Source organism: Mycoplana sp. ABR4_002, from assembly GCF_056159645.1.
In genome coordinates, this window is record NZ_JBSWVO010000001.1 from 458,217 (window position 1) to 483,760 (window position 25,544).

Consider the following 25,544-nt stretch of genomic DNA (forward strand, 5'->3'; position numbering starts at 1 on the left):
CAAATAGTTCGGGTGGCGGCGCCCGCGTGGGGCGTCGCCGGAGGCCGCTGCGGTCTAGAAGACCCTTGCGACGGAGTGGCCGAGCGCAATGGCGCCGGCATACTGGGCCTGCGGGCCGGGCTGCAGCGGGTGGAAGCGGGCGCCCTGCACGTCCCGGAACCGCCGTTCGAGCCCGGCGGCACGGTAGAAGCCGGCGCCACCGGCCAGTTCCATTGCAAGCTCCACGGTGGCGATTGCGTTCTGGGCAACAAGGGAGCGGCCGATCATCACCTCGTTGACGCTTTCGGCGGAGGGGTTGTTGCGCTCGACCGTCTCGAGCATCCACCGATGCGCCAGCTGCGCGGCCCGCAGGGATGTCTCCATCCGCCCGGCAACGTCCAGAAGGGCCGGTGTCGGGCGCTTCTTCCGCGCCAGCTCGACCGCAAGGTCGCGGGCGCTTTCGGCAACGCCGAGATACACCGCATAGACCAGCGGAAAGGCGGTCGTGGCAATGACCTGGAACAGCGGATGCCACTCGCCGGCGGGGCGGGTCAGCGAAACTGCGGCATCGGGCACGAACAGGCCGTCGATGACCACGTCGTTCGAGCCCGTGCCGCGCATGCCGAGCGCCCGCCAGGTCTCGGCCACGCTGACCTCCGGCGCCGACATCGGCACGGCGAAGTGGATGACGGCATCCGGACCCTCGGCAGTCTGAACAACCGCGCCGGTCAACAGCAGGTCGCCGGCATCGGCGCCGGAGGTGAAGACCTTGCGGGCCGAGATCCGATAGCCGCCCTCGACCTTCGTCGCCTTGCCGGAGCCGCCGATCCAGTCCGAGCCGCCGCTCGACAGCAGAATCAGGCGCTCGGCCGCGATCCGCTTGAGAAGTGGTTCGACGGCCGCCACGTTCTGGTGCCGCCAGCGCCAGGCGGGGATGGCCACCTGGTGGGTGTGCATCGAAAACGCCAGCGCCGTCGACGAGCAGGCTTGCGCCATCACCCGCAGCATGTCCGCCAGTTGCCGCACGCCGGCGCCGCCGCCGCCGAGTTCGAGCGGTACGCCGGCCTCGACCAGCCCGGAGTGCTTCAGGAGTTCGTAGTTCTCCGCGACGAAAATGTCGCCCTCGTCGAAACGTGCGGCACGCTCGGCGAGCGCAGGGGCCAGCGCCCGCGCGGTCGCCACCGGGTCCGCAGGTGGCTGCCGCTGCCTGTCGGCTGCTTTCGCAGAACTGTCTGCCATCGTGTTCATGGGGGTCCTCCAGTTGACCTTGGCAGGCTCCTCCGAACCACGCCCATGGTCCAGTTCAGGAACTGTACCACCCATTGGCCGCACCCCGCGTTTGATCTATGATCCGCGCCGGACGCTGCTGCCGGTGAAGAACATGGAATCGCAAGGAAGCTACGGTCAGTTCTGCCCCGTTTCGATGGCTGCCGAGATCCTGTGTACCCGCTGGACCGTGCTGATCCTGCGCGAGTTCCTGTGTGGCACGACGCGCTTCAACGACCTGCGCCGCGGCGTGCCGCGCATGTCGCCCGCCCTCCTGTCGAAGCGGCTGAAGGAGCTGGAGCGGTCGGGCGTGATCGTCACAGTGCCTGGAGAGAAGGGGATCATGGAGTATCGGCTGTCGCCGGCGGGCGAGGAGCTGAAGCCGGTCATCATGGGCATGGGGGTCTGGGGCCAGCGCTGGGTGGAATCGCAGCTGACCCTGAAGAACCTCGATCCCTCCCTCCTGATGTGGGACATGCGCCGCAACCTCAACCCGCGGCCGCTGCCGCAGCGCCGCTGCACGATTCAGTTTCTGTACCCCGAACTGCCGGCGGCACGGCAGAGCTGGTGGCTTGTGGTGGACGAAGGCAGGGTCGACCTGTGCGGCTTCGATCCCGGCTTCGAGCTCGATCTCCTGGTCACCAGCTCGCTGCGCAGCATGACGGCGATCTGGATGGGCCTGTCGCTCGTTCGCCGCGAGGTGGAGGCCGGCAATGTCGAGTTCGACGGCGATCCCGAGATTGCCAGCGCCATGCAGCAGTGGCTGGGCCTCAGCAAGTTCGCCGCCGAGCAGCGCCGGGTTCCGTGAGGGCGCCGGTTCGCTCGAACGCGCTGTCCAGATGCAACAAATTCCCAACCTTCGCCCTTAAAGTGGAAAGCCATGATCGCTATATGGGCGACTGGGCGCCATGTCGGTGCATCAAAGAACAACACGGGAAGGGTGGGCATGCAGCGTTTCGGACGAGTTTTTGCGATGGTCGGCGTCGCCATCATGGTGATGGTCACCGCTGTCGATGTGGCGGAGGCGCGCCGCGCCGGCGGCGGTTTCGGCAGCCGCGGCACGCGCACCTTTACAGCGCCGCCGGCCACCCGGACCGCGCCGACACAAACCGCACCGATCGACCGGACGATGACGCAAAAGCCGGCCAACCAGACGAACACCGGCGTCAACCAGCCGGCGCCGAACGCCAACCGCCCGACCGGCCAGCGCCCCGGCGGCCTGTTCGGCGGTCTCGCCGGCGGGTTGCTGGGCGGCCTGATGCTTGGCGGTCTGGTCGGCATGCTGATGGGCAACGGTCTCGGCGGTGCCGCAGGCTTTCTCGGCCTTCTGCTGCAGGCGGCGGCTCTGTTCTTCGTCATCTCCTTCGCAATGCGCTACTTCCGCGGCCGGCAGACGGCGTTCGGCGGCGGCGGCGCAGCGGCGGGAACGGCTGGCGGCCTGTCCGGTCTGTCGGGCGGCCTGTCGCGCTCGGCGGCCGGGGGACAGGCCCCGTCGTCCTTCTCCATCCCCCGCATCGGCGGCGGCACGCGCGCGGCGACGCCGCAGGATCCCGACGAGATCGGCGTGCAGCAGCAGGACCTCGACCAGTTCGAGCGGATGCTGAAAGAGGTCCAGGCCGCTTATGGTGCGGAGGACTATGCCACATTGAGGTCGCTGACGACGCCGGAAGCCATGTCCTGGCTGGCCGAAGAATTGAGCGACAATGCCACCAGCGGCTTGCGGAACGAGGTGCGCGACGTTCATCTTGTCCAGGGTGACGTCGCCGAGGCCTGGCGCGAGGACGACGGCACGGAATACGCCACCGTCGCCATGCGCTACGAGAGCATCGATGCGATGCGCGACCGCGCCACCGGCCAGGTCGTCAGCGGCGATGCGGATCATCCGAGCGAGACGGTCGAGGTCTGGACCTTCCAGCGCAAGCCCGGGGCCGAATGGCAGGTTTCCGCGATCCAGGCCGCAGAGGCGGCTTGAAGCCTTCGCCACGTCCGACCTTGTCATCCCAGGCCGGCGCTCTGCGCCGGCCTTCTGCTTCCTTGAAGCCGAGCTGAATCGGGCACATTTCGAAACCGTCTCCCCATTCAGGCCGCGATGCGCTAAGGCTGCGGCATGGACAACATTCGATTCCGCAGGGCCGAAGCCCGCGACCTTTCGGCTATCGTTGCGCTGCTGGCCGACGACCCCCTGGGACGGCAGCGGGAAGTCCCGGGAGCGGGTGCAAACGCTGCCTACGCGGCGGCTTTTGCGGCGATCGAGACGGATCCGAACCAGTTGCTCGTCGTCGTGGAGCAGGGCGAGGCGATCGTCGGAACGCTGCAGCTCTCGTTCATACCCGGCCTGTCGCGCGGCGGCGCCTGGCGCGGCCAGATCGAGGCCGTGCGCGTGGCCGACGGCCGGCGCGGGCAGGGTCTCGGCCACAGGATGTTCGACTGGGCCATCGCGGAGTGCCGCGCCCGCGACTGCCGGCTGGTGCAACTGACCACGGACCGGCAGCGCCCCGACGCGCATCGCTTCTACGAGGATCTCGGCTTCGTTGCCAGCCACGTCGGCTACAAGCTCGCCCTTTAACCCGGGCGGGGCGAGGGGCGGCCGTCGCAAGGCTGGCGCGATGGTCAGTGCGGGGCTTGCCTTTGCAGCCAATCTGTCTTCATCTGTCCCTCCAAACGGCGGCTTCCGATGAGCAGGCGTCCTTTGGTCCGCAGGCCCCATTTCTGGAGAAAACAATGCCGTTCAAGTCCCTTGTCGCCACCGTGATCGTGCTGCTGACGGTTTCGGGATGCGCCGCCAGTGCGTCGCGGAACACCAGCTACGCGCAGCCGCCGGAACCCGGCGGTGGCATCCGGATTCCGATCAACTGACCGGCAGGCGTCGCCGCACGGCGACGCCAACGAAAAAAGGGCAATGACCGAGCCGGCTCGGTCATTGCCCTTTCTATTTGCGCCACGCGCGCAAGCGGCGGTCAGGCCGCCCTGCTGCCCGCGTAGGGGTCGAAGCGTCCGTAGAAGGTCTCGCCCTTGGCGGCCATGTCGACCAGCAGCGGCGTCGGCTTGAAGTGGTCGCCATACTTGCTGGCCAGCCTCTCGCACAGGGCGACGAAAGTCTTCATGCCCATGCCGTCGATGTAGGACAACGTGCCGCCGGTATAGGGCGCAAAGCCGAAGCCGAGGATGGAGCCCACATCCGCCTCGCGCGGATCGGTGACGATGCCCTCCTCGACCGTGCGGGCGGCCTCCAGCGCGATGGTGACAAGGAGGCGCTGCTTCAGTTCGGCGACGTCGACGTCCTCCGGCGGCAACTGCGGATAGAGTTCCTTCAGGCCGGGCCAAAGACGTTTCTTTGCCGGCTTCGGGGGGTAGTCATAAAAGCCCTTGGTGCTCTTGCGGCCCAGCCGTCCGTCCTCGACCAGCTTCGTCACGAGTTCCATGTGGCGCGGGTCCACGGCCTCAGGACCGAGGTCGGCGATCGCGGCCTTGAAGATCTTGTAGGACAGGTCGACGGCGACCTCGTCGTTGAGCGAAAGCGGACCGACCGGCATGCCGGCCATTTTTGCCGCGTTCTCGATCATCGCCGCCGGCACGCCCTCGATCAGCATGTCGTAGGCCTCGCCGATGTAGCGGAAGACGCAGCGGTTGACGTAGAAGCCGCGGGTGTCGTTGACGACGATCGGCGTCTTTTTGATCGCCGCGACATAGTCGAGCGCGACGGCCAGCGCCTTGTCGCCCGTCTGCTTGCCGAGGATCACCTCCGTCAGCATCATCTTCTCGACCGGCGAGAAGAAATGGATGCCGACGAATTGCGCTGGGCGACTCGAGTTCTTCGCCAGGCCGGTGATCGGCAGCGTGGACGTGTTGGAAGCGAGGATCGCGCCCTCCGGCAGCACCGCCTCGATCTTCTCGGTGACGGCCTTCTTCACCTCGCGGTCCTCGAACACCGCCTCGATCACAAGGTCGGCGTCGGAGAGCGCCGCATAGTCGGCCGTGGGCGTGACCAGCGACAGCAGCTTTTCGCCCTCCTCCTTGCTCATCCGGCCCTTGGCGACGCTGCCGGAGACGAGGCCTTCGCAGACAGACCTGCCCTTGTCGGCCGCCTCCTGGTCGCGGTCGATCAGCACGACGGGGATGCCGGCCGCGGCGGTGACATAGCCGATCGAGGCGCCCATGAAACCGGCGCCGACGATACCGACCTTCCTGAACTCGGTCTTCGGCACGCCGGCGGGGCGGCGGGCGCCCTTACCCAGCTCCTGCATCGAGACGAACAGCGAGCGGATCATCGAGAAGGCCTCGGTGGTCTGCAGGATGTGGGTGAAATAGCGCTGCTCGATCTTCAGCGCGGTGTCGAACGGCACCTGCAGGCCCTCGTAGACGCATTTGAGAATCGCCAGCGCGGCCGGATAGTTGCCGGCGCTCTCACGGCGCAGGATCGCGGGCGCGGCCGGCCAGAGCTGGGCCGCGGCCGGCGTCCAGATGCCGCCGCCCGGCACCTTGAAGCCCTTCTCGTCCCAGGGGGCGACCGGCTTCAGCCCGTCCTTGATCATCTGCTTGGCGGCGTTGATGAGCTCCTCCGGGGCGACGACCTGGTGGACGAGGTTCATCGCCTTGGCGCGCGCTCCCGTCAGCGACGAGCCGGTGGTCATCATCTGCAGCGCGTCCTGGGCATTGGCCAGGCGCGGCACGCGCTGGGTGCCGCCGGCTCCGGGGAAGATGCCGACCTTGACCTCGGGCAGCGCGATCTTCACCGACTTGGCGTTCGAGGCGACGCGGCCGTGGCAGGCGAGCGACAGTTCGAACGCGCCGCCCATGCAGGTGCCGTTGATGGCGGAGACCCAGGGCTTGCCGCAGGTCTCGAGCTTGCGGTAGAGCGCGCTCATGCGCCCGGTCTGGGCAAACAGCGTCTCGACGGCGCGTGCCGGGTCCTTCGTCTTCTCCTCCTGCTGCAGGGCGAACATCGCCTTGATCATCGACAGGTCGGCGCCGCCGGAAAAGGAGGACTTGCCGGAAGTGATGACGACGCCCTTCACCGCGCCGTCGGCGACCGTCTGATCGATGATCGCGTCGAGCTCGTCCATCACCGCGACGGTGATCACGTTCATCGACTTGTCCGGCATGTCCCAGGTGACGAGCGCGATGCCGTCGGCATCGGTTTCGATCGTGAAATTCTTGTACGTCATGTTCTCTCTCCCGAAACCTGTCAGACCCGCTCGATGATCGTGGCGGTGCCCATGCCGGCGCCGATGCACAGCGTGACCAGCGCCGTGTTGAGGTCGCGCCGTTCCAGTTCGTCCAGCACCGTGCCGAGGATCATCGCGCCGGTGGCCCCGAGCGGGTGGCCCATGGCGATCGCCCCGCCGTTGACGTTGATCCGGTCGTGCGGGATCTCGAAGGCCTGCATGTAGCGCAGCACCACGGCGGCGAAGGCCTCGTTCAGCTCGAACAGGTCGATGTCGGAAATTTGTATGCCGGCGCGCTTGAGCAGCTTTTCCGTCACGTCTACCGGGCCGGTGAGCATCAGCGCCGGGTCGGAACCGATGTTGGCGAAGGCCTTGATGCGCGCGCGCGGTTTTCTGCCGAGGATGGCGCCCCCCTCCTTCGAGCCGAGCAGGACGGCGGCGGAGCCGTCGACGATGCCCGACGAGTTGCCGGCGTGGTGGACGTAGTTGATCGCCTCGATCTCCGGATGGGCCTGGATGCCGACGGCCTCGAAGCCGCCCATCTCGCCGGGCATCTGGAAGGAGGGGTTGAGCTGCGCCAGGGCCTGCATGTCGGTGCCCGGGCGCATGTGTTCGTCGCGGTCGAGGATGGTCAGGCCGTTGATGTCCTTCACCGCGATGACGGAGTTGGCGAAGTAGCCCTTGTCCCAAGCTTTGGCCGCGCGCTTCTGGCTTTCCACCGCATAGGCGTCGACGTCGTCGCGCGAAAAGCCGTACTTGGTGGCGATCAGGTCGGCGGACACGCCCTGCGGCATGAAGTAGGCCGGAAAATTGACCGACGGATCCATGTACCAGGCACCGCCGGACATGCCCATGCCAACGCGCGACATGCTTTCGACCCCACCGGCAATGACGATGTCGTCGGCGCCTTGCGCGATCTTGCCGGCACCGAAGTTGACGGCGTCGAGGCCGGAGGCGCAGAAGCGCGAGATCTGCATGCCGGGCGCCTTCGTGGAGTAGCCGGCCTCGAAGGCGGCGGCCTTGGGAATGACGGCGCCGGCGTCCATCACAGGATCGACGCAACCCATGATGATGTCGTCGACCCGGGCCGTGTCCAGCCCGCTGCGGTCGCGGATCGCCTCGAGTGCCTTGGCGGCGAGGCGCACGGAGGGAACCTCGTGCAGCGCGCCGTCCTTCTTTCCGCGCCCGCGTGGGGTGCGGACGTGGTCATAGATGAAAACGTCGGTCATCGATCTCTTTCTCCCTGGCCGGCGGAACGCCGGAAATCTCGTTGCCCGGCGCTCCGCGGCGGTCTCGCGGCGGGCGGGCGATCAGGGGGCGTGGCGCCCCTGATCGGATTCGGGCCAGCTTCTCCCCGATGGGAGGAAGTGGCAACATCAAAACGCGTCGGCCGGCAGCGCCATCATCGTCTCGGCGCCGGCCTCGATGCGCGCCTTGCGCAGCGCCGTCTCCGGCATCAGCCGCTCCATGAAGAAACGCCCGGTGATCAGCTTGTTGCGCAGGAAGGCCTCGCGGTCGCCGGCGCCGGCGGCGAGCCCGGCCTGCGCGGCCTTGGCCATCTTCGCCCACATGTAGCCGATCACTACGAGGCCGAAGAGGTGTATGTAGTCGGTGGAGCCGGCGCCGGCATTGTCCGGCTTGGCCATGGCGTGCTGCATGAACCACATGGTCGAGGCCTGCAGGTCGTTCAGCCCCTTCTTCAGGTGCTTGGTGAAGAAGGTCAGGCTTTCGTCGCCGCGGTTCTCCTCGCAGAAGTCGCCGATCTCCTTGAACAGCGCCATCACCGCGCGCCCGCCGTTCATGCCGAGCTTGCGGCCGACGAGGTCGAGCGCCTGGATGCCGTTGGCGCCCTCGTAGATCATGGCGATGCGCGCGTCGCGCACGTACTGGCTCATGCCGTGCTCTTCGATGTAGCCGTGGCCGCCGAAGATCTGCTGCGCCATCACCGCGTGGTCGAAGCCCTTGTCGGTGAGCACGCCCTTCAGGATCGGCGTCATCAGCCCGAGCAGGTCGTCGGCCGCCTGCCGGTCCTTTTCGTCGGTGGCGCGATGGGCAATGTCGGACTGCAGCGCCGTCCATAGCAGGAAGGCGCGGCCGCCCTCGTTCCAGGCCTTGATCGTCAGCAGCGCACGGCGGATGTCCGGGTGGACGATGATGGGATCGGCGCGCTGGTCGGGCGCCTTCGGGCCGGAGAGGGAGCGCCCCTGGACGCGCTCGCGGGCGTAGTTGGCGGCATTCTGATAGGCCGCCTCGGCGACCGACAGGCCCTGCAGGCCGACGCCGAGCCGCGCCTCGTTCATCATCACGAACATGGCGTTGAGGCCCTTGTTCTCGGTGCCGATGAGATAGCCGGTCGCCTCGTCGTAGTTCATCACGCAGGTGGCATTGCCGTGAATGCCCATCTTGTGCTCGATCGCGCCGCAGCTGACACCGTTGCGCTTGCCCGGCCGGCCGTCCTCCCCGGTCAGCACCTTCGGCACGATGAAGAGCGAGATGCCCTTGGTGCCGTCCGGCGCGCCCTCGATGCGGGCGAGCACCAGATGGATGATGTTCTCCGACATGTCGTGCTCACCGGCAGAGATGAAGATCTTCTGTCCGGAGATCCGGTAGCTGCCGTCGCCGTTCGGCACCGCCTTGGTGCGCAGCATGCCGAGATCGGTGCCGCAGTGCGGCTCGGTCAGGTTCATGGTTCCGGACCACGTGCCGTCGACCATCTTCGGCAGGTAGGCCTGTTTCTGCTCGTCCGAGCCATGCACCAGGATCGCCGCGATCGCTCCCTGGGTCAGGCCGGGATACATCATCAGCGACATGTTGGCCGAGGACAGGTATTCGCCGACGGCGGTGTGCAGCACGTAGGGCAGGCCCTGGCCGCCGAACTGCTCCGGCACGGCGAGTCCGAGCCAGCCGCCCTCGCGGTAGCGCTCGAACGCCTCCTTAAAACCCTTCGGTACGCTGACGGAGCCGTCCTCAGCGCGCTTGCAGCCCTGCTGGTCACCCGCAAGGTTGATCGGATGCAGCACTTCCTCGGACAGTTTCGCGGCCTCGCCCGCGATCGCCTCGACCATGTCGGGCGTCGCCTCGGCGAAGCCGGGGAGGTTGTTGTAACGCTCGAGACCGAGCACGTCGTTCAGCACGAACAGAGTTTCGTTCACCGGGGCTTGGTATATGGGCATGTTCTCGAGTTCCTCACCAGCTCGACGGACCTGCGTCCGATCATTCGTCGGGGATACTAGAAAACTTTGACGTTTGCGTAAACGTCAAAGTGCGCGTTGCGGAAAAATTCCCTGCCCGGTCGACGCCGTGGCATGCGCCCGCGCTGGCGCGCTGTTCCGACTATGAGCAAAACGTTAAAAAATTTCAGCAGAGTTAACCGCTTGTTTACCACGTTTCGGGAATTGTGGCGTCCAAAGGCGGCGCACGAAATACCTTTGTCATTCGAGGTTTTGCCTGCCAGCCGTAACGTCAGGTCCGGGAAAGTTGCACCCCGTAAGGTGCTAAGTCCGATCTGCCGTAAAAGTCGAAATGCCGGCAACAGTCTCGCCGGGAAATGGCAACAACTGAGTGTCACGCGGCAGGGTCGGTAGGCGTGACGCAGGTTCTCCCGGCGAGCCGACGAGCTCCCAAGCGAGGCGAAGAACATGAACGGATCGCGATCAAATCCTCCCCGCCATGGCGACAGGTCGACGTTCGACGCGCTGAACCGGACAATCGAGGGCCTGGAAGCGCGCATCGAGGGGCTAATGGGTGCCCGCGAGCGCGGCCGGGACGAGGCCGGCCGGGGCGAGCCGACGCGGCAGCCGCCGCTGGCGGGCAACTCGCTCAGGAGCGATCCGGTCGGGGAAATCATGCAGCGCCAGCGCGCGCTGGAGCAGAGCCGCGAGCGGCTGGCGGGCCGGGCGGAGCGCCCGGTTCCCGGTGCCGACGGCGCCGCAAGGCCACAGGCCGTCCAGCCGGCGAGCCGCGCCATGCAGGAGATCGCCCAGGCCCTGGTCGGGTTGCGGCAGGATCTCAAGAAGGACATTTCCGAGGGGCTCGGCCGCGAGATGGACATGTTGCGGGGGGAGATGCGGGCGATCCGGCAGGTGGCCGAGGCGCGCGACTCCGGCGACGACCTGCGGGAGGACCTGCAGCGCCTGGCGCAGAGCATCGCGCAGCTTGGCGGGCAGTCGGACCGCACCGAGGCCGATGGCCTGCGCGTCGAGTTCGACGAACTGCGCTCCGTGCTTGACGGCCTCGCCCGCGAGGACACGGTCGTCCGCATGGAGAGCCGCTGGAACGGCATGGAAGAGAAGCTCGCCGCCTTCGACCAGGGCCGCGACGACGAACTGGTGGCGCTTGCCTACCGGCTTGACGAATTGAAGGCGCAAATCCAGACGGCCAGCCCGACGCCGGCCCTGCGCGACCTCGAACACAAGCTGCACGCCATGGCGCAGGCGGTCGAGGCGATCGGCCGCAACATGCAGCCGGACGAACGGCACTTCACGGCCCGGTTCGAGGGGCTCGACCAGCGACTTGACGAGATCAGCAGGGCGATCGCCGCGGGGGCCCGGACCCAGCGCTCGGCAAGCGACGCCGTCCTGTTCCAGCGCATCGAGGGCCGGATCGCCGACCTCGCACGCCAGCTGGACTTGATCGCCCAGCGCCCATCGCCGGACCATGGGCTGGGCCAGCGGCTGGAAGCCCTCGCCCAGCGCATCGAGGAATTGAACCAGGAACGAACCGCCGTCCGCCTGGACGAGCGGCTCGAGCAGCTTTCGGCGATGGTGGAGCAGGCCCAGCATGCGCCGGCCGCAAGTGTCGAGCTGACCAGCCACCTCAGCGACATATCCCGCAAGATCGACGCGCTCGACCATGGCGCGGTCAGCGACGTGCTGGCCGAGCGGCTCGAAGAGCTCGCCCGTCGCATCGAAGCGCTGGACGTTGCCGCCGAGCCGGCTGTCGCCGACGATCGCTTCTCTTCGATCGAGGGGCGGCTTCAGGACATTGCCGAGCGGCTGGACCGCACGGTGGACACCCCGACCGACGACGGCGGCGCGCTGCGTGGCCTGGAGGCCCAGATCGCCCATCTGTCGACGCTGATCAGCGCGCCGCCGGCGGTCGCCGCCGCGCTCCCGTCCGATTTCGACAGCCGCATGGCGACGATCGAAGACTACATGGCCACCAGCGACGAATACGTTGTCGAGGCCGCCCGACAGGCGGCCGAGGCGGTGATGCAGGCCTATCAGCGCAGCGCCGATGCAGGCGGGGCGGCTCCCTCCGACATGGCGGCCATCTCGGCCCTGGCCGAGGACTTGCGCACGCTGGAGGACATGATGCGTTCCAGCGAGGAGCGCACGGCGCGCACCTTCGATGCGCTGCACGATACCCTCGTCCAGATCGCTGGACGGCTCGAGCAACTCGATCCGTCCTACGCCGGGCAGTACGAAGGAGACGTCGAGGCGGCAGAGGATTTCGAACCGCTTGAGGAACTTCCCGACGCTGCGCCGGCCCCTGCGCCCGAACCGACGCCGGCGCATCGCGAAGAGGCCTATTCGCTGGGCACCGACGAGTTCAGGTTCGCCAGCGTGGACGCTGTGCGGCGCCAGGAAGCGGTCGCGGCGGCGACACCGGTACGCGAGACGGAGATGGCCGCCGACACGGCCGAGACGGCAACGGCCACGCTTGAAGTGGCACCGGCCGCAGCCGGCGGCGGCAAGACCGGCGTGATCGCCGGCCTCGTCCGTCGCATGGCCCCCGGTCGCAGGGACGTTTCCCCGCAGCCCGAGCGGCAGCAGATCGATCCGGCGCCTTCGATCGACCCCGGTGACGAAATTGCGCCGGAAGTGGCGAACCAATTGCTGGAGCCGGGCTCCGGCGCGCCGGATGTACGCAAGATCCTCGAGCGCGTCCGCGCCAACCAGGCCACGGACGGGCGTGCCGACACGGCCGATGCCGGCAAGGCCGACATCATTGCCGCCGCCCGCCGTGCAGCGCGCATGGCGGTGGAGGAAAGCGAGCCGCTGACCCGGATCGCCCCCGAGCGTGCGGGCGCGGCCCCTGGTGCCGCCGCCTCCGGTCTTGGCCGTCACCGCCGGCCGGTGTTGATGGCCGTCGGCGCCGTTCTCCTGGCGATCATGTCCTACCCGCTCGTCAATACGCTGGTGCGGGGCGACAAGGCCCCGACGACCTTGGGCGTCGAACAGGCCAGCGTGATCGCGCCGGCAATGCCGGTTGTGGCTGAGACCAAGACGCAAGAAGCTGCCGCGGCTGCCGACACGGACGAGCAGGTCACGATCGAGGATGGCGACGGGGCCGGCCCGATGGTGGATGATGTCACCGTGCCCACAGACGCCATCGCCAAGCCGGTCGTCGAGGATACCGGGCTCGATACGGCCGAGCCGGCGCTGACAGTCACCGGCGCGGAGCAGATGACGAGACCGGCCGACAGCGGGGCCGCCGACCAGATGGACGGCTTCGAGCCGGTGGTGACGTCGGCGCCGGCGGATGACGCCAAGGATGTCGTGGTGGAGCCGCCTCCCGCCGTGTCCGCCGACGTGACGAACGCCGTCGAACCGGCGAGCCCCGGTGCCGGAGCGATCACCGTGCCGCAGGCAATCGAGCCGGCGTCGCTGGCCAGGTCCGCCGGCGAGGGCGACAGGCTGGCGCTGTTTGAAGTCGGTGCACGCTACACCGATGGCCGCGGCGTATCGATCGATCTGACCGAGGCGGCGAAATGGTATGCGATGTCCGCCGAGCGCGGCTTTGCCCCGGCCCGGTACCGGCTTGGCAGCCTCTACGAGAAGGGGCAGGGCGTCGAACGCGACCTCGACAAGGCGCGCAGCCTCTACGAACAGGCCGCGCAGCAGGGCAACGCCAGCGCCATGCACAATCTCGCCGTGCTGCTGGCGACCGGCGGCGGCGGCGTTCCCGATTTCGCCGCGGCAGCCGAGTGGTTCAAGAAGGCTGCTGACTTCGGCGTGCGCGACAGCCAGTTCAACCTCGCGATCCTCTATGCGCGCGGCAACGGCGTGACGCAGGATCTTGAGGAGTCCTACAAGTGGTTTGCGATCGCTGCCCGCGACGGTGACCGCGATGCGTCCGAGAAGCGCGACGAGGTCGCCAACGCCATGAAGCCCGAGCAGCTTTCCAGCGCGAAGGCAAAGCTGGAACTGTGGAAGGAACGGCCGCTCGACGACAAGGCCAACTCGGTGGATCTGCCGGACGAGTGGGTCGGCAAGGGCACCAAGACCGCATCGGTCGACATGAAGAAGGCGATTCGCAACATCCAGGCGATCCTCAACAACAACGGCTTCAATGCCGGCACGGCGGACGGCGAACTGGGGCCGAAGACGGTGCAGGCGATCAAGGCTTTCCAGAAGTCGGTCGGCCAGCCCGAGAGCGGCCAAATCGACGACAAGCTGATCGGCGAGTTGCTCAAGCGCAACAAGCCGCAGGGATAGGCCGCCGGATCACCGGCGGCGGCGCATAAATCCCTTTCGCCGACGGTCAGGCCGTTGACGCCGCAAGCTCCAAGGGGCATGACGGATCTGGAAAGCCATACGCCGCGCGAAATGAAGCGCATGCGGCGGGGGCCGTCGGTTGCAGTATCGCCCGGCATGGGCAGAGGCTGTAGGGTCGGTGCTGCGGGTTCGTTCCGGGCTGCAGTGCTGCCAGATTGAGCGGACGAATTGGCGACCGGGCGTGCCTATGGCGCGCCCGGTGCGTATGTATGGCCGACCCCGCAAGCCCGAAAACCCGCCGAGCCGGGTTCGGTCGATAGCAGTTCAGGGCGGTGTCAGAGGACGCCGGAAGGTCGGGCCTGCGGCCCATCGGGGTAATGCTGTGACGGTTTATCTGCCCATCGCCGAGCTTTCGGTGAACATCTACATCATTCTCGGCATGGGGGCGGCGGTCGGTTTTCTTTCCGGCATGTTCGGTGTCGGCGGCGGCTTCCTGATCACGCCGCTGCTGATTTTCTACAACATCCCGCCACTGGTGGCGGTTGCGACGGGGGCCAACCAGGTCGTTGCCTCGTCGATTTCCGGCGCGCTCGCCCATTTTCGCCGCGGTTCGCTCGATATCAAGCTTGGCACCGTGCTGCTGATCGGGGGGCTTTGCGGTGCGACGGCCGGTGTCTGGCTGTTTGCCTTGTTGCGGCGCGTCGGCCAGCTCGACCTTGTCATCTCGCTGCTTTACGTGCTGCTGCTCGGCGTCGTCGGCGCGCTGATGCTGGCCGAGAGCGTCAGGGCGTTGCGTCGTGCCTCCAAGAACCAACCCGTCACGCTGCGCAAGCCGGGGCACCACAACTGGGTGCATGGCTTGCCGCTGAAGATGAAGTTCAAGAAATCCAAGATCTACCTGAGTGTCATCCCGGTGGTTGTGCTCGGTTTCTCGGTCGGCATCCTGACCTCGATCATGGGTGTCGGCGGCGGCTTCATCATGGTGCCGGCCATGATCTATCTCCTGCGCATTCCGACAAACGTGGTCGTCGGCACGTCGCTGTTCCAGATCGTCTTCGTCACCGCCTACACCACGATCATGCAGGCGACCACCAACAATTCGGTCGACATCGTGCTTGCCTTCATCCTGATGGTGGCCGGTGTGATCGGCGCCCAGTATGGCGTACGCGTCGGCCAGCGTCTCCGCGGCGAGCAACTGCGCGCGTTGCTGGCGCTTCTGGTTCTGGCGGTCGGCCTGCGTCTTGCGGTCGATCTGGTGGTGACGCCGGAAGACATCTACTCCGTCGTCAGCGAGGGGGTACGGCCATGAACGTGCTCGCACGCGTCCTTTCCGTCGCCATCGCCCTTTGGGGCGTCCCTGCCGCCGCGCAGCGGCCGGAGTTTGCCGAGAAACTGGAGATCGGCATCTCGACCGACGAGATCGCCATCACGTCCGACTTTCGCGGCGCCGATCTCACCATTTTCGGCGCGATCGAGGGTTATCACGCCAGCCTGCTGGCGCAGCGCAAGTACGATATCGTCGTGGCGCTGGAGGGGCCGAAGGACAATCAGACGGTGCGCCGCAAGGAGCGGGTGCTCGGCATCTGGATCAACCGCCACTCGATGACGTTCGAGCTGGCGCCGGAGTCCTATTCGTTGTCGAGCACGCGCGACGTCGAGAACATCGCCCCCACGCCGGTGCTCAACAGCATCGGCGTCGGTCTGCACCACATCCGGCTCGATCCGATCGGCTTCATCGGTGACGGCAGCCAGGTGGCGGAATTCCGCGAGTCGTTCCGCCGGCTCAAGGAGGCGCGGGGCTTCTACCAGCGCGATCCGGGCGGCGTGCAGTTCATCAGCGCCAGCCTGTTCAAGGCGACCGTCCGCCTTCCCGCGAACGTGCCCAACGGCACCCATGTCGTACGGGCCCATCTGTTCCGCGACGGCGTCTTCATCAGCGAGAAGGCGCTGCCGCTGCGCGTGGTCAAGACCGGCGTCGAGCAGATGATCTCCAATGCCGCCTACAATCACCCGCTCTCCTACGGCTTCCTTGCCGTCACGCTTGCGGTGATGACAGGCTGGATTGCGAGTGTGGTCTTCCGCAGGGACTAGCTGGCGCGGCTCATCCGGAGGCGGTCCTCGCTGCCTTCGCGACCACCGTCTCGTAGGCCTTCTGCAGTTCCGCCATCACCGATCGCTTCGGCGCGGCCGCGCCGAGATGGATGGCGCGCAACTCGTCCATGAAGGCGTCCCACATCGCCGGCCCGCCCAGTTCCAGGAGTTCGGCGCGGATGCTGAGCTCCTCGCTGGCCGGAAGATGGCGGCGCCCCCAGGCCCCCATGTGCGCCAGCAGCGGCACGAGCCCGATCGCCATGTCGGCCAGGCTGTAGAGTGCCTTCTGCCTGTGGCTCGGATCGTCCGCCCGGGTGATCAGGCCCTTCTCCACCAGCCGCTTGAGCCGGTCGGCGAGAATGTTGGAGGCGATACCCTCCTCGGACAGGGTCAGGATCTCTCGGAAATGCCGGCGATTGCCGAACATCATGTCGCGGATCACGATCAGGCTCCAGCGGTCGCCGAGCACCTCAAGGGTCAGATTGATCGGGCAACCCGACCGATGGTCTTCCTTCATCGCGTACTCCGGAAAATCTGCTTGCACTTTGCCATCGGATTTTCTAGCCTTCAACCGATTTCAAAATGCAATCAGTACTCTTGTCGAGGTGAACGAGATGAGCAAGGTCATCGCGTGGGACCTGATTACCCTGGACGGCCGCTTCGAGGGCGCGCAGAAGTGGGATCTTGCCTTCCACAACGACGCCTGGGGCGAGGAGCTCGACGCGATGAGCGCCGAGTTCGGCAGGCGAGCCCGGCTCCTGGTTTTCGGACGCGTCACCTATGAAGGAATGAAGGCCTACTGGACGACGACCGAGGAGGAGACCGAGACGAAGGCCTTCATGAACGCCCTGCCGAAACTTGTCGCCTCCCGCAGCCTCCGCCAGTCCGACTGGAACAACACGCAGGTGACCGACCGCATCGTCGACGCGGTAACCCGGTTGCGGGCCGAGCCGGGCAAGGACATCTTTGTCTTCGGCAGCGCCGATCTCACCGCCACACTGCTGGCCGCGGGGCTGATAGACGAACTGATGCTCGGCCTCGTGCCGACCGTGCTCGGCAAGGGGACCCGATTCTTCAAGGACAGGGACGCCGCCAGCCGGTTCGATCTGATCGAGGCACGGCCGCTGAAGACCGGCACGGTCATCCTGCGCTACGCGCCGAAGGCAGCCTGACAGGATACTCAGGCCAGAAGGTTGGCGAAGCGGACGGAATAGACGCGGTCGCGGCCAAGGAGGTGGGCGACGAGGTTCTCGCGCTCGAACAGCCCGGTCATCGCGCGATGGCGCAGATCAAGTCCCCCGGTGGTGACGCCGAAGGCGGGCATCAGCAAGCGGTTGCCGTCGGTGGCAAAGCACGGCCGGCGCACGGACTTGTCGCGCCGGCGAACCGTTGCCGACGGATGCAGGTGGCCGGCGATCTCACCGGTGGCTGTGCCGGCCGAGGGCTCGTGGCGGAAGGCGAGCCCGGAAAAGTGCAGTTCATCCGCCGACTGGCCCGGCAGGCCGGTCGTGCCGTCCGGGTCGTGGTTGCCGTTGATCCAGATCCAGTCGCGACCGCGCGCCATCTGATGGATCCGCGAACGGAAGACGTCGGGCAGGTGCACCGAGCCGGCGCGGTCGTGAAAATTGTCGCCAAGGCTGACGACGATGGCCGGGTCGTGCCGGGCGATGACCGCCTCGAGGATCTTCAGCGTCGCCAGCGTGTCATAGGGGGGAAGAAGCATGCCGCGGCGGGCGAAGGCGGCGCCCTTCTCCAGGTGCAGGTCGGAAATGACCAGCAGGCGCGTCTCGGGCAGGTAGAGCGAGCCGAAGGGATCGCACACCGCCTCCACGCCGGCGACGACGGTGCGCGCCGACAGGCTGCCGAAGTCTCGGATCTCAGCGCTTGCCAGCGCCAACCTGTTGATCATTGCCATCTCGCCTTCACCCTGTCTTCACCGCGCCTTTCCCGGTCGCCCGCCTGCCGTCGCCACGTCCAGTACCGCATCGCCCATGGCCTCGGCGATCAGGTCCGCGGCCGCCTCGGCCAACACCGAATCGTGCGCCTCCCCGCTCACCGGCTCCTTGCCGATCTCCAGCATGACCGGGATCGCGAGCGGCGAGATGCGGTCGAGCGCGCGGTGGGTGATGTGGCCCTTGATCCGGGCCAGCATCGTGCCGAGGCGCTCGATGTCCAGAAGGCCCGACGCCGCGTCCTGCCGGGTCGCCTCGAGCAGGATGTGGTCCGGCTCGTGGCTGCGCAGCACGTCATAGATCAGGTCGGCCGACACCGTCACCTGCCGTCCGGACTTTTCCCGGCCCGGATGGCGCTGTTCGATAAGGCCGGCAATCACGGCGCAATTGCGGAAGGTGCGCTTCAGCATCCAGCTTTCGTCGAGCCAGGCTTCCAGGTCGTCGCCGAGCATATCCTCGTCGAACAGGTCTGACAGCGCCGGCCGGCGGGCCCGGAAGGCGGCGCCGAGGTCGTCCAGCGCCCAGACGCCGAGCGAGTAGTCGGTCGCGACGAAGCCGAGCGGCTTGAGCCCCGCCCGTTCCAGCCGCCTTGTCAGCAGCATGCCGAGCGTCTGGTGCGCGAGCCGCCCCTCGAAGGCGTAGATCACCATGTAGTGGCGGCTGCCGCGCGGAAAGGTCTCGATCAGGAGTTCGTCGCGCCGGGGCAGCATCGACATGTCGCGCTGGATCGACAGCCATTCCCGGACCTGGCCGGGAAGCAGGCGCCAGCGTTCCGGGTCGGCAATCATGATGCGCACCTGTTCGGCGAGGTAGGTCGACAGCGGAAACTTGCCGCCGGCATAGACCGGTACCTTCGGGTCCTGGGAGAAGGACTGGCTGACGAGGCACTCGTTCTCGCGGATCCCCTCGAAGCGCAACACCTTGCCGGCGAACAGGAAGGTATCGCCCGGCGTCATGGTCTCGAGGAAGTACTCCTCCACCTTGCCGAGCGTGGCGCCGCCGCGGCCGAGCGAGCCGCGGGCGTGGCGCCTGACGAGCCGGAGGTTGAGCATCGGCATCTCGACGATGGTGCCGAGGTTCAGCCGGTATTGCTGGGCGACCTGGGGATTGGCGACGCGCCAGAGCCCGTCCTTCGTCTTCCGGATCCGGGCATAGCGCTCGTAGGTCCTGAGCGCATAGCCGCCGGTGGCGACGAAGTCGATGACCCGGGCGAAGGTCTGCCGTGCGAGCGCGGCATAGGGGGCGGCGGAAGCGATCTCCGCATAGAGCGCGTCCTCGTCAAACGGGGCGGCGCAGGCCATGCCGAGCACGTGCTGGGCGAGCACGTCGAGCGCGCCGGCGCTCATTGGCGGCGTGTCCTGCGCGCCGATGTAGTTGGCGTCCAGCGCCGCCTGGCACTCCATCATCTCGAAGCGGTTGGCGGGCACCAGGATCGCCCGGCTCGGCTCGTCCATGCGGTGGTTGGCGCGGCCGATGCGCTGGGCAAGCCGCGAGGCGCCCTTCGGCGCGCCGACATGGATGACGAGGTCGACGTCGCCCCAGTCGATGCCGAGGTCGAGCGTCGAGGTGGCGACCACCGCCCGCAGCCGGTTCTCCGCCATCGCCGCCTCGACCTTGCGGCGCTGGGCGACATCGAGCGAGCCGTGGTGCAGGGCGATCGGCAGGGTATCCTCATTGATGCGCCAGAGTTCCTGGAACAACAGTTCCGCCTGGCTGCGGGTGTTGACGAAGAGCAGCGACGTGCGATGGTCGCGGATCGCCTCGTACACTTCGGGCATGGCATAGCGCGCCGAATGCCCGGACCAGGGAATGTGTTGCTCGCTCTTCAGGATGGTGATGACCGGTTTGGCGCCGCTCGGTCCGGTCACCAGGCCGGCATGTTGCGCCCCGCCCGGTTCTTGACCGACCAGCCAGCGGCGGAGGTCCATCGGCTCGGCCACGGTCGCCGACAGCCCGATGGTGCGCAGGCCGGGCGCGAGCCGGCGCAGACGGGCAAGCCCGAGCGCGAGCAGGTGGCCGCGCTTGGAGGTCACCAGCGAATGCAATTCGTCAAACACGACGAACTTCAGGTCCTTGAAGAAGCGCGGCGCCTCGCCGTTGGCGATCAGCAGCGCCAGTTGCTCCGGCGTCGTCAGCAGGATGTCGGGCGGGTTCAGGCGCTGGCGCTGGCGCTTGGACTGCGGCGTGTCGCCGGTGCGGGTCTCGATCGTCACCGGCAGGCCCATTTCCTCGACCGGCCGGGTCAGGTTGCGCTCGATGTCGACGGCAAGGGCCTTGAGCGGCGAGATGTAGAGCGTGTGGATGCCGGTGAAGCCCGACCCGGGCGCAACCCGCCCGCGCGCGTGCAGGCCGGTCAGCGACGGCAGGAAGCCGGCCAGCGTCTTGCCCGCTCCGGTCGGCGCGATCAGCAGCAGGCTTTCGCCGGCCCGAGTCCGGGCCAGAAGCTCCAACTGGTGGGCGCGCGGCGACCAGCCCCGCGCCGAGAACCAGTCGGCGAAGGGCTCGGGGAGGAGGGCGTGGTCTCGGTCGGCGGAATCGGTCGTGCTCACCAGTGCGAGGCTAGACGAACGCGGGCGAAAGGGAAGGCTCCCCCGGCAAGAAGGCTGTCGCTCGTCATGCAGGCCAGGGGCCATGTTACATGGCGATGTAGCGGTCCGAGCGGTGGTTGATCGTCAGGAACAGGTTGAGCACCACGGCGCCGAACACCGAGCAGAGTACGATGGCCGGCGCGGCCACGGCAAAGGCCGCGGCCAGCACCACCATGTCGAAAGCCAGTTGCACCAGCCCCGCGCGCCAGCCGAAGCGGTCCTGCAGGAACACGGCGAGGATGCCCATGCCGCCAAGGCTCGCCCGGTGCCGATAAAGCGCCAGAAGCCCGTAGCCGAGCAGGATTCCGGCCAGCAGCGCCGCCCACAGCGGATCGAGCGCCTCGATCGAGAGAAAGCCGGGCTGGATCTCGGTGATCAGCGAGGTCAGGCCGACGGCAAGGAAGGTCTTGATGGTGAACGCCTTGCCGAGGCGAGATAACGATAGCGCATAGAACGGCATGTTCACCACGGTGTAGTAGAGGCCGAAGCTGTAGCCGGTGAGGTAATGCAGGATGAAGGCGACGCCGGCAACGCCGCTCGCCACCAGCCCGGCGCTGCCGAGCAGCGACAGGCCGAGCGCCGCGACCATGCTGCCGGTGAAGATGCCTTGCGCATCCTCCAGTGGCGAATGGCGCGCCGGCGCAGAATTCCAGAAGCCGAAGCGCCGCTTGTCGCCGCTCATGCCGTATCTCCGAAGCAATGGGTCAATCGCTTCTTATATTGCGGTGCAGCAATTGCAAGGGCGGTGACCGAGGCGCCGGGCGAGGAACAGCCGCCCGGTCACCGGTGCGCCGGCATCCATGCGGATCACCGTCTGCCGGGACTGGAGCACGTCGAATCCGGCTTCGGCCGCCCGGGAGCGCACGTAGGCATCGCCGTGGGCATAACGTAGCGACGGTCGCAGCACGTAGCCGGCGTCCGGTGCGGCATCCTCGACCGAGAACGCGAAATGGCCGCCGGGCGAAACGAGCGTGGCGGCGATGGCGAAGAGGGGCGCGAGTTCGCCGATATACATCAGCACGTCGGCCGCGCCGGCAAGGTCGGCGCGCCCCAGCGGTAACCCTTCCCCGAAGACGCCGCTCTCGGCGGCCGGCAAGGAAAGGTCCGCCTGCGCGAGGCGGTCGTAGATTTCCTTGTCCTGCGCCTTGGCCAGCATGTTCGCTGACAGGTCGAAGCCTTCGAGGAAGCCGGCGCGATGGCGCATGCGCTCGCCGAACAGACCGGTCCCGCAGCCAAGATCGGCGACATGAGCGAAGTGGCCGGTGGCAACGCACTCGGCGATGAGCGCTTCGAGCTTTTGCGGCACGCTGTAGTCGAGCTTCTCGACGAGCGCGGTCTCGAAGCGATCGGCATAATCGTCGAACAGTTGCTCGACGTAGCGGCTCGGCGGCGTCGCGGGCACCTCCGCCGCCCCGAGAACAGCAAGCTTCAGCTCGGCGCCGAACGGATCGGACGGTTCCAGTTCCAGCACCTTGCCAAAGGCCAGGGCCGCAGCGGCCCGGCGCTCGGATTTCTCGGCGTATTCTGCGAATCGGAACCAGCCGGCCGCCCAGTTCGGGGAAAGCTCGAGGGCCTGTTCCATCAGTTCGGCGGCACCCGAAAATTCGCCGTTTTCGGCGAGCATGCGGGCGTAATCGGCGCGGCGATCGGCGAGCAGGTCGCCGGAAGAGTGCTGCGAGGCGGCGGTCATGGTTGCGTCTTTGTCTGTGAGGTGGCAACGCTATTTGCCAAGCGCCGCCAAAAGGCAAGCGGATTCGTCACCAAACCGGCGGCGGAGGGCGGTTCGCCTTGCGGTTCCGGCCGGGGCACCGTATGAGGCAGGCAGCAAAACAGGAGCAGGCAGCATGTCGGATGGCGTAAACAGGTTCCTCGGCGATACGCCGCTCAGGGTGGCGGTGAAGCTGCTCATCCTGTCGGTGGCGCTCGGTTTCCTGATGTCGGTGTTCGGCTTCTATCCGGACGACATCCTGCGCGCGGTGCGCGATTTCATCATCAACCTGTGGGAAACGGGTTTCGCCGCGCTCGGTCGCGTCGGTGACTATCTCGTGCTCGGCGCGGTCATCGTCGTGCCGGTCTTCCTGCTTATCCGCATCCTGAGCTACAAGCGCTGACATGACGAAGACGACCAGACCCATCGGCCGCAGGGCCCTGCTGGCGGCATCGCTCGGTTTCGCCGCCGCCTCGATTGCCGGCTGCAACACCTTCGACACGGCCGGCAGCGACTCCAATTCCAGCGACCAGACCGACGCCACCCTCGCATTGATCAACACGCTGCGGCGCGACCGCGGGCTCGAGCCGCTGTCGCGTCATCCCGCTGCCGCCAGGGCCGCGCGCGACCAGGCGCGGCGCATGGCTGTCGCCGGCAAGATGGAGCACAACATCGGCATCGGCGCGAACTTCGCCAAGCGGATGAAGGGCATGGAGGTGCCGCTGCCGGCCGCGGAGAACATCGCCGTCGGTCAGGACGACGCCGGGCGTGCCTTCCGGGCCTGGGTCGACTCGCCGCGGCACCTCGCCAACATGCTCGGCCCCGGCTATCGCGGCCTCGGCGTGGCCGAGGCCCGGAACACCGCGTCCGGCAACCGTCCCTACTGGGCGATGGTGCTGTCGAGCTGAACCTGGGTGGCGACCCGGCAATTGGCAGGACAACGCATGGATACACCGGCCGATGCAAGCGAAGGGGGTGGCCCGTTCCAGGTGACTCATCGCCTGGTGCTTTTGATCGCTGTTCCGATGACGCTCGGCTTCCTCACCACGCCGCTGCTCGGACTGACCAACACCGCGGTCGCCGGACGCCTCGGCTCGGCGAGCGCGCTGGCCGGGCTGGCAATCGGCGCGGTGCTGTTCGACCTGATCCTTGGTAGCTTCAATTTCCTGCGCGCCTCGACCACAGGACTGGTGGCGCAGGCCTTCGGCCGCGGCGACCGCAGCGAACAGCAGGCGGTGTTCTGGCGCTCGCTTGCCATCGCATTCGCCTGCGGGCTGCTGATCGCAATCGCTTCGCCGGTGCTGCTGCAGGCCGGGCTGCTGCTGATGGCGCCGCCGCCGGGGGTTGCCGAGGCAACCGGCACCTACTTTGCCATCCGCATACTTGCCGGACCCATGGCGCTTGCCAACTACGCCATCCTCGGCTTCGTCCTCGGCCGGGGGCAGGGCGTCACGGGGCTGGTGTTGCAGGCGATCATCAACGGCACCAACATCGTGCTGGCGGTCATGCTCGGGCTCGGCTACGGCTGGGGCGTTGCCGGCATCGCCGCCGGCGCGCTGATCGGCGAGACCACCGGCATGCTGGTCGGACTGGTCCTCGTGCTGCGCCGCTTCGATCGCGGGGCCCGGCCACCGGCGGGAGCGATCTTCGCCCGGGCGCGGATGAAGGCGCTGTTCGTCCTCAACCGCGACATCGTCATCCGCACCTTCGTCCTGCTTGGCGCCTTCACGCTGATGACCCGGATCGGCTCGTCGCTCGGGCCGCTGTCGCTGGCCGCCAATGCGGTGCTGATGAACGTCTTCCTCGTCGCCAGCTATTATCTCGACGGCCTGGCGAATGCGGCCGAGCAGATCGTCGGCCGTGCGATCGGCGCCCACCATCGCCCGGCCTTCGACCGCGCGGTCCGGCTGACAATGCTCTGGTCGTTCGGCTTCGGCGCCGTGACGGCGCTGTTCTTCCTGATCTTCGGCACCGACGTCATCGCCCTGCTGACGACCACCGAGAGCGTGCGGGCGGAAGCGGCGACTTACCTGCCCTGGGCGGCATTGACGGCGGTCACCGGTGCGCTCGCGTTCCAGATGGACGGCGTCTATATCGGCGCGACGTGGTCTCGCGAAATGCGCGACATGATGCTCGCGGCCTTCATCGGCTACCTCGCGGCGCTTGCGCTCCTGGTGCCGATCCTCGGCAATCACGGGCTCTGGCTGTCGCTGAACCTGTTCCTCGCCTTGCGCGGACTGTTCCTCGCGGCCCGCCTGCCGCGGCTCGCCGGTCAGATCTTCCGGTCCGCCCAGTAGGCCGTGCGCGTGCCGCGGATGTCGCGGATCGAGCCGAGCCGCTCCCGATCGCAGAGCGACGACAGCCCCTTGACGATCGCGGCGGGCAGGCCCGGACCGGCATAGACCATGCAGGAATAGAGCTGGACGAGGTCGGCACCGGCCCGGATCTTCTCCGCCGCCGTCTCCGCCGAGTTCACGCCGCCGACGCCGATGATCGGCAGGTCGCCGCCGACGCGCCGGCGCATCTTGGCAAGCACCGCCGTCGACCGTTCGAACAGCGGCTTGCCGGAGAGGCCACCGGCCTCGCCCGCCTGGGCACGGTCGCTCAAGCCGTCGCGCGACAGCGTCGTGTTGGAGACGATCAGGCCGTCGAGTTCGTGCGCCAGCGCCACCTCGGCAATGTCGTCCAGCCCTTCCTCGGTCAGGTCGGGGGCGATCTTGAGGAAGACCGGCACGCGTCGGCCGCTTCGGTTCGCCTGCTCCGCGCGCGCGGACAGCACGGCAGAGAGCAGCGCCGCAAGGCTCTCGCGCGCCTGCAGGTCGCGCAGGCCCGGAGTGTTGGGCGAGGAGATGTTGGCGGTGAAATAACGCGCCACGGCGTAGAAGCGGTCGATTCCGGCGACATAGTCGGCGATGCGGTCCTCGCTGTCCTTGTTGGCGCCGATGTTGACGCCGATCAGCGCTGCGCGCGAGCAACGCTTCAACCGATCAAGCGCGGCCTCATGGCCTTCATTGTTGAAGCCGAGCCGGTTGATCACGGCCTCGTCGGCCACCAGACGGAAGATGCGCGGCTTGGGATTTCCGGCCTGCGGCTTCGGCGTGACGGTGCCGATCTCGGCGAAGCCGAAGCCGAGGCGCAGCAGCGCCTCGGGCACTTCGGCGTTCTTGTCGTAGCCGGCGGCCATGCCGAGCGGATTGGAAAATGCCAGGCCGGCGACCGTCTGCTGCAGGCGCGGATCGCCCTCGGGTCGGCAGGCCGGGACGAGGCCGCTCTTCAGCGCTGCGATCGACAGGCCGTGCGCCGTTTCGGGGTCGAACAGGAACAGGCCCTTGCGGGCAAGCTCGGTCAGTGCCATG

At 67.3% G+C, this 25,544-nt stretch carries 21 protein-coding genes; 11 read left to right on the forward strand and 10 right to left on the reverse strand.

Annotation, left to right across the window (positions count from 1 at the left end):
- Positions 1-54 precede the first annotated feature (54 nt).
- On the reverse strand, positions 55-1,218 hold the full coding sequence (locus ACXAGF_RS02205; RefSeq protein WP_475019192.1) for an acyl-CoA dehydrogenase family protein: 1,164 nt from the start codon (positions 1,216-1,218) through the stop codon (positions 55-57).
- Positions 1,219-1,360: 142 nt separating this feature from the next.
- Between ACXAGF_RS02205 and ACXAGF_RS02210 the strand changes: the two genes are divergently transcribed.
- The 4 genes from ACXAGF_RS02210 to ACXAGF_RS02225 all read left to right on the forward strand — a co-directional run bounded on the left by ACXAGF_RS02210 (position 1,361) and on the right by ACXAGF_RS02225 (position 4,101).
- Positions 1,361-2,053, forward strand: coding sequence for a winged helix-turn-helix transcriptional regulator (locus ACXAGF_RS02210; RefSeq protein ID WP_475014186.1), 693 nt, complete (start codon positions 1,361-1,363; stop codon positions 2,051-2,053).
- Positions 2,054-2,191: 138 nt separating this feature from the next.
- Positions 2,192-3,217, forward strand: coding sequence for a Tim44 domain-containing protein (locus tag ACXAGF_RS02215; protein ID WP_475014188.1), 1,026 nt, complete (start codon positions 2,192-2,194; stop codon positions 3,215-3,217).
- 135 nt (positions 3,218-3,352) lie between these two features.
- Positions 3,353-3,811, forward strand: coding sequence for an N-acetyltransferase family protein (locus tag ACXAGF_RS02220; RefSeq protein WP_475014190.1), 459 nt, complete (start codon positions 3,353-3,355; stop codon positions 3,809-3,811).
- 155 nt (positions 3,812-3,966) lie between these two features.
- Complete coding sequence (locus ACXAGF_RS02225; protein WP_475014192.1) at positions 3,967-4,101, forward strand: hypothetical protein; 135 nt, start codon at positions 3,967-3,969, stop codon at positions 4,099-4,101.
- Between the two features lie 101 nt (positions 4,102-4,202).
- Here the strand turns inward: ACXAGF_RS02225 and ACXAGF_RS02230 are convergent, their stop codons facing one another.
- From ACXAGF_RS02230 to ACXAGF_RS02240, 3 genes are all read right to left on the reverse strand, one after another.
- Entirely contained in the window at positions 4,203-6,410 is a 2,208-nt protein-coding gene (locus ACXAGF_RS02230; RefSeq protein WP_475014194.1) for a 3-hydroxyacyl-CoA dehydrogenase NAD-binding domain-containing protein, read from the reverse strand.
- Between the two features lie 20 nt (positions 6,411-6,430).
- Complete coding sequence (locus ACXAGF_RS02235) at positions 6,431-7,639, reverse strand: acetyl-CoA C-acetyltransferase (RefSeq protein ID WP_475014196.1); 1,209 nt, start codon at positions 7,637-7,639, stop codon at positions 6,431-6,433.
- Positions 7,640-7,786: 147 nt separating this feature from the next.
- Positions 7,787-9,583, reverse strand: a complete 1,797-nt coding sequence (locus tag ACXAGF_RS02240; RefSeq protein WP_475014198.1) for an acyl-CoA dehydrogenase C-terminal domain-containing protein — start codon at positions 9,581-9,583, stop codon at positions 7,787-7,789.
- A gap of 465 nt (positions 9,584-10,048) precedes the next feature.
- Here ACXAGF_RS02240 and ACXAGF_RS02245 point away from each other — a divergent pair, with 465 nt between their 5' ends.
- The 3 genes from ACXAGF_RS02245 to ACXAGF_RS02255 all read left to right on the forward strand — a co-directional run bounded on the left by ACXAGF_RS02245 (position 10,049) and on the right by ACXAGF_RS02255 (position 15,940).
- Complete coding sequence (locus ACXAGF_RS02245) at positions 10,049-13,849, forward strand: peptidoglycan-binding protein (RefSeq protein ID WP_475014200.1); 3,801 nt, start codon at positions 10,049-10,051, stop codon at positions 13,847-13,849.
- A 382-nt stretch (positions 13,850-14,231) separates the two neighbouring features.
- The gene (locus ACXAGF_RS02250) at positions 14,232-15,158 is read left to right on the forward strand and encodes a sulfite exporter TauE/SafE family protein (protein ID WP_475014202.1); all 927 of its coding nucleotides are present in this window, start codon (positions 14,232-14,234) and stop codon (positions 15,156-15,158) included.
- Positions 15,155-15,940 carry a TIGR02186 family protein gene (locus ACXAGF_RS02255; RefSeq protein WP_475014204.1) on the forward strand — a complete coding sequence of 262 codons (786 nt, stop codon included), beginning with the start codon at positions 15,155-15,157 and terminating at the stop codon, positions 15,938-15,940. The genes ACXAGF_RS02250 and ACXAGF_RS02255 overlap by 4 nt, the downstream gene beginning before the upstream one ends.
- A 10-nt stretch (positions 15,941-15,950) precedes the next feature.
- Here the strand turns inward: ACXAGF_RS02255 and ACXAGF_RS02260 are convergent, their stop codons facing one another.
- Positions 15,951-16,457 (reverse strand): winged helix-turn-helix transcriptional regulator, encoded by a 507-nt coding sequence (locus ACXAGF_RS02260; RefSeq protein WP_475014206.1) that lies wholly within the window; start codon positions 16,455-16,457, stop codon positions 15,951-15,953.
- Positions 16,458-16,554: 97 nt separating this feature from the next.
- Here ACXAGF_RS02260 and ACXAGF_RS02265 point away from each other — a divergent pair, with 97 nt between their 5' ends.
- Positions 16,555-17,112, forward strand: a complete 558-nt coding sequence (locus ACXAGF_RS02265; RefSeq protein ID WP_475014208.1) for a dihydrofolate reductase family protein — start codon at positions 16,555-16,557, stop codon at positions 17,110-17,112.
- Positions 17,113-17,120: 8 nt separating this feature from the next.
- On the opposite strand, the gene pdeM is transcribed toward ACXAGF_RS02265, so the two are convergent.
- The 4 genes from pdeM to ACXAGF_RS02285 are packed head-to-tail and all read right to left on the reverse strand — an operon-like array spanning position 17,121 to position 22,170.
- On the reverse strand, positions 17,121-17,846 hold the full coding sequence (gene pdeM, locus ACXAGF_RS02270; RefSeq protein ID WP_475019193.1) for a ligase-associated DNA damage response endonuclease PdeM: 726 nt from the start codon (positions 17,844-17,846) through the stop codon (positions 17,121-17,123).
- A gap of 27 nt (positions 17,847-17,873) precedes the next feature.
- On the reverse strand, positions 17,874-20,525 hold the full coding sequence (locus ACXAGF_RS02275) for a ligase-associated DNA damage response DEXH box helicase (RefSeq protein WP_475014209.1): 2,652 nt from the start codon (positions 20,523-20,525) through the stop codon (positions 17,874-17,876).
- Position 20,526: 1 nt separating this feature from the next.
- Positions 20,527-21,162 (reverse strand): YitT family protein, encoded by a 636-nt coding sequence (locus tag ACXAGF_RS02280; RefSeq protein ID WP_475014211.1) that lies wholly within the window; start codon positions 21,160-21,162, stop codon positions 20,527-20,529.
- 33 nt (positions 21,163-21,195) lie between these two features.
- Positions 21,196-22,170, reverse strand: a complete 975-nt coding sequence (locus ACXAGF_RS02285) for a class I SAM-dependent methyltransferase (protein ID WP_475014213.1) — start codon at positions 22,168-22,170, stop codon at positions 21,196-21,198.
- Positions 22,171-22,324: 154 nt separating this feature from the next.
- Here ACXAGF_RS02285 and ACXAGF_RS02290 point away from each other — a divergent pair, with 154 nt between their 5' ends.
- The 3 genes from ACXAGF_RS02290 to ACXAGF_RS02300 are packed head-to-tail and all read left to right on the forward strand — an operon-like array spanning position 22,325 to position 24,485.
- On the forward strand, positions 22,325-22,591 hold the full coding sequence (locus ACXAGF_RS02290; RefSeq protein ID WP_475014215.1) for a DUF6460 domain-containing protein: 267 nt from the start codon (positions 22,325-22,327) through the stop codon (positions 22,589-22,591).
- A gap of 1 nt (position 22,592) precedes the next feature.
- Positions 22,593-23,096, forward strand: coding sequence for a CAP domain-containing protein (locus tag ACXAGF_RS02295; RefSeq protein WP_475014217.1), 504 nt, complete (start codon positions 22,593-22,595; stop codon positions 23,094-23,096).
- A 36-nt stretch (positions 23,097-23,132) separates the two neighbouring features.
- Positions 23,133-24,485 carry an MATE family efflux transporter gene (locus ACXAGF_RS02300; RefSeq protein ID WP_475014219.1) on the forward strand — a complete coding sequence of 451 codons (1,353 nt, stop codon included), beginning with the start codon at positions 23,133-23,135 and terminating at the stop codon, positions 24,483-24,485.
- Here the strand turns inward: ACXAGF_RS02300 and ACXAGF_RS02305 are convergent.
- The gene (locus tag ACXAGF_RS02305) at positions 24,461-25,543 is read right to left on the reverse strand and encodes a quinone-dependent dihydroorotate dehydrogenase (protein ID WP_475014221.1); all 1,083 of its coding nucleotides are present in this window, start codon (positions 25,541-25,543) and stop codon (positions 24,461-24,463) included. The genes ACXAGF_RS02300 and ACXAGF_RS02305 overlap by 25 nt on opposite strands.
- Position 25,544 lies beyond the last annotated feature (1 nt).

What these genes read in the sequence shown, in the direction of transcription:
- ACXAGF_RS02205 (WP_475019192.1), bottom strand. Translation starts at nt 1,218, where the DNA reads ATGGCAGACAGTTCTGCGAAAGCAGCCGACAGGCAGCGGCAGCCACCT.
- ACXAGF_RS02210 (WP_475014186.1), top strand. Translation starts at nt 1,361, where the DNA reads ATGGAATCGCAAGGAAGCTACGGTCAGTTCTGCCCCGTTTCGATGGCT.
- ACXAGF_RS02215 (WP_475014188.1), top strand. Translation starts at nt 2,192, where the DNA reads ATGCAGCGTTTCGGACGAGTTTTTGCGATGGTCGGCGTCGCCATCATG.
- ACXAGF_RS02220 (WP_475014190.1), top strand. Translation starts at nt 3,353, where the DNA reads ATGGACAACATTCGATTCCGCAGGGCCGAAGCCCGCGACCTTTCGGCT.
- ACXAGF_RS02225 (WP_475014192.1), top strand. Translation starts at nt 3,967, where the DNA reads ATGCCGTTCAAGTCCCTTGTCGCCACCGTGATCGTGCTGCTGACGGTT.
- ACXAGF_RS02230 (WP_475014194.1), bottom strand. Translation starts at nt 6,410, where the DNA reads ATGACGTACAAGAATTTCACGATCGAAACCGATGCCGACGGCATCGCG.
- ACXAGF_RS02235 (WP_475014196.1), bottom strand. Translation starts at nt 7,639, where the DNA reads ATGACCGACGTTTTCATCTATGACCACGTCCGCACCCCACGCGGGCGC.
- ACXAGF_RS02240 (WP_475014198.1), bottom strand. Translation starts at nt 9,583, where the DNA reads ATGCCCATATACCAAGCCCCGGTGAACGAAACTCTGTTCGTGCTGAAC.
- ACXAGF_RS02245 (WP_475014200.1), top strand. Translation starts at nt 10,049, where the DNA reads ATGAACGGATCGCGATCAAATCCTCCCCGCCATGGCGACAGGTCGACG.
- ACXAGF_RS02255 (WP_475014204.1), top strand. Translation starts at nt 15,155, where the DNA reads ATGAACGTGCTCGCACGCGTCCTTTCCGTCGCCATCGCCCTTTGGGGC.
- ACXAGF_RS02260 (WP_475014206.1), bottom strand. Translation starts at nt 16,457, where the DNA reads ATGAAGGAAGACCATCGGTCGGGTTGCCCGATCAATCTGACCCTTGAG.
- ACXAGF_RS02265 (WP_475014208.1), top strand. Translation starts at nt 16,555, where the DNA reads ATGAGCAAGGTCATCGCGTGGGACCTGATTACCCTGGACGGCCGCTTC.
- ACXAGF_RS02275 (WP_475014209.1), bottom strand. Translation starts at nt 20,525, where the DNA reads ATGGCCCCTGGCCTGCATGACGAGCGACAGCCTTCTTGCCGGGGGAGC.
- ACXAGF_RS02280 (WP_475014211.1), bottom strand. Translation starts at nt 21,162, where the DNA reads ATGAGCGGCGACAAGCGGCGCTTCGGCTTCTGGAATTCTGCGCCGGCG.
- ACXAGF_RS02285 (WP_475014213.1), bottom strand. Translation starts at nt 22,170, where the DNA reads ATGACCGCCGCCTCGCAGCACTCTTCCGGCGACCTGCTCGCCGATCGC.
- ACXAGF_RS02290 (WP_475014215.1), top strand. Translation starts at nt 22,325, where the DNA reads ATGTCGGATGGCGTAAACAGGTTCCTCGGCGATACGCCGCTCAGGGTG.
- ACXAGF_RS02295 (WP_475014217.1), top strand. Translation starts at nt 22,593, where the DNA reads ATGACGAAGACGACCAGACCCATCGGCCGCAGGGCCCTGCTGGCGGCA.
- ACXAGF_RS02300 (WP_475014219.1), top strand. Translation starts at nt 23,133, where the DNA reads ATGGATACACCGGCCGATGCAAGCGAAGGGGGTGGCCCGTTCCAGGTG.
- ACXAGF_RS02305 (WP_475014221.1), bottom strand. Translation starts at nt 25,543, where the DNA reads ATGGCACTGACCGAGCTTGCCCGCAAGGGCCTGTTCCTGTTCGACCCC.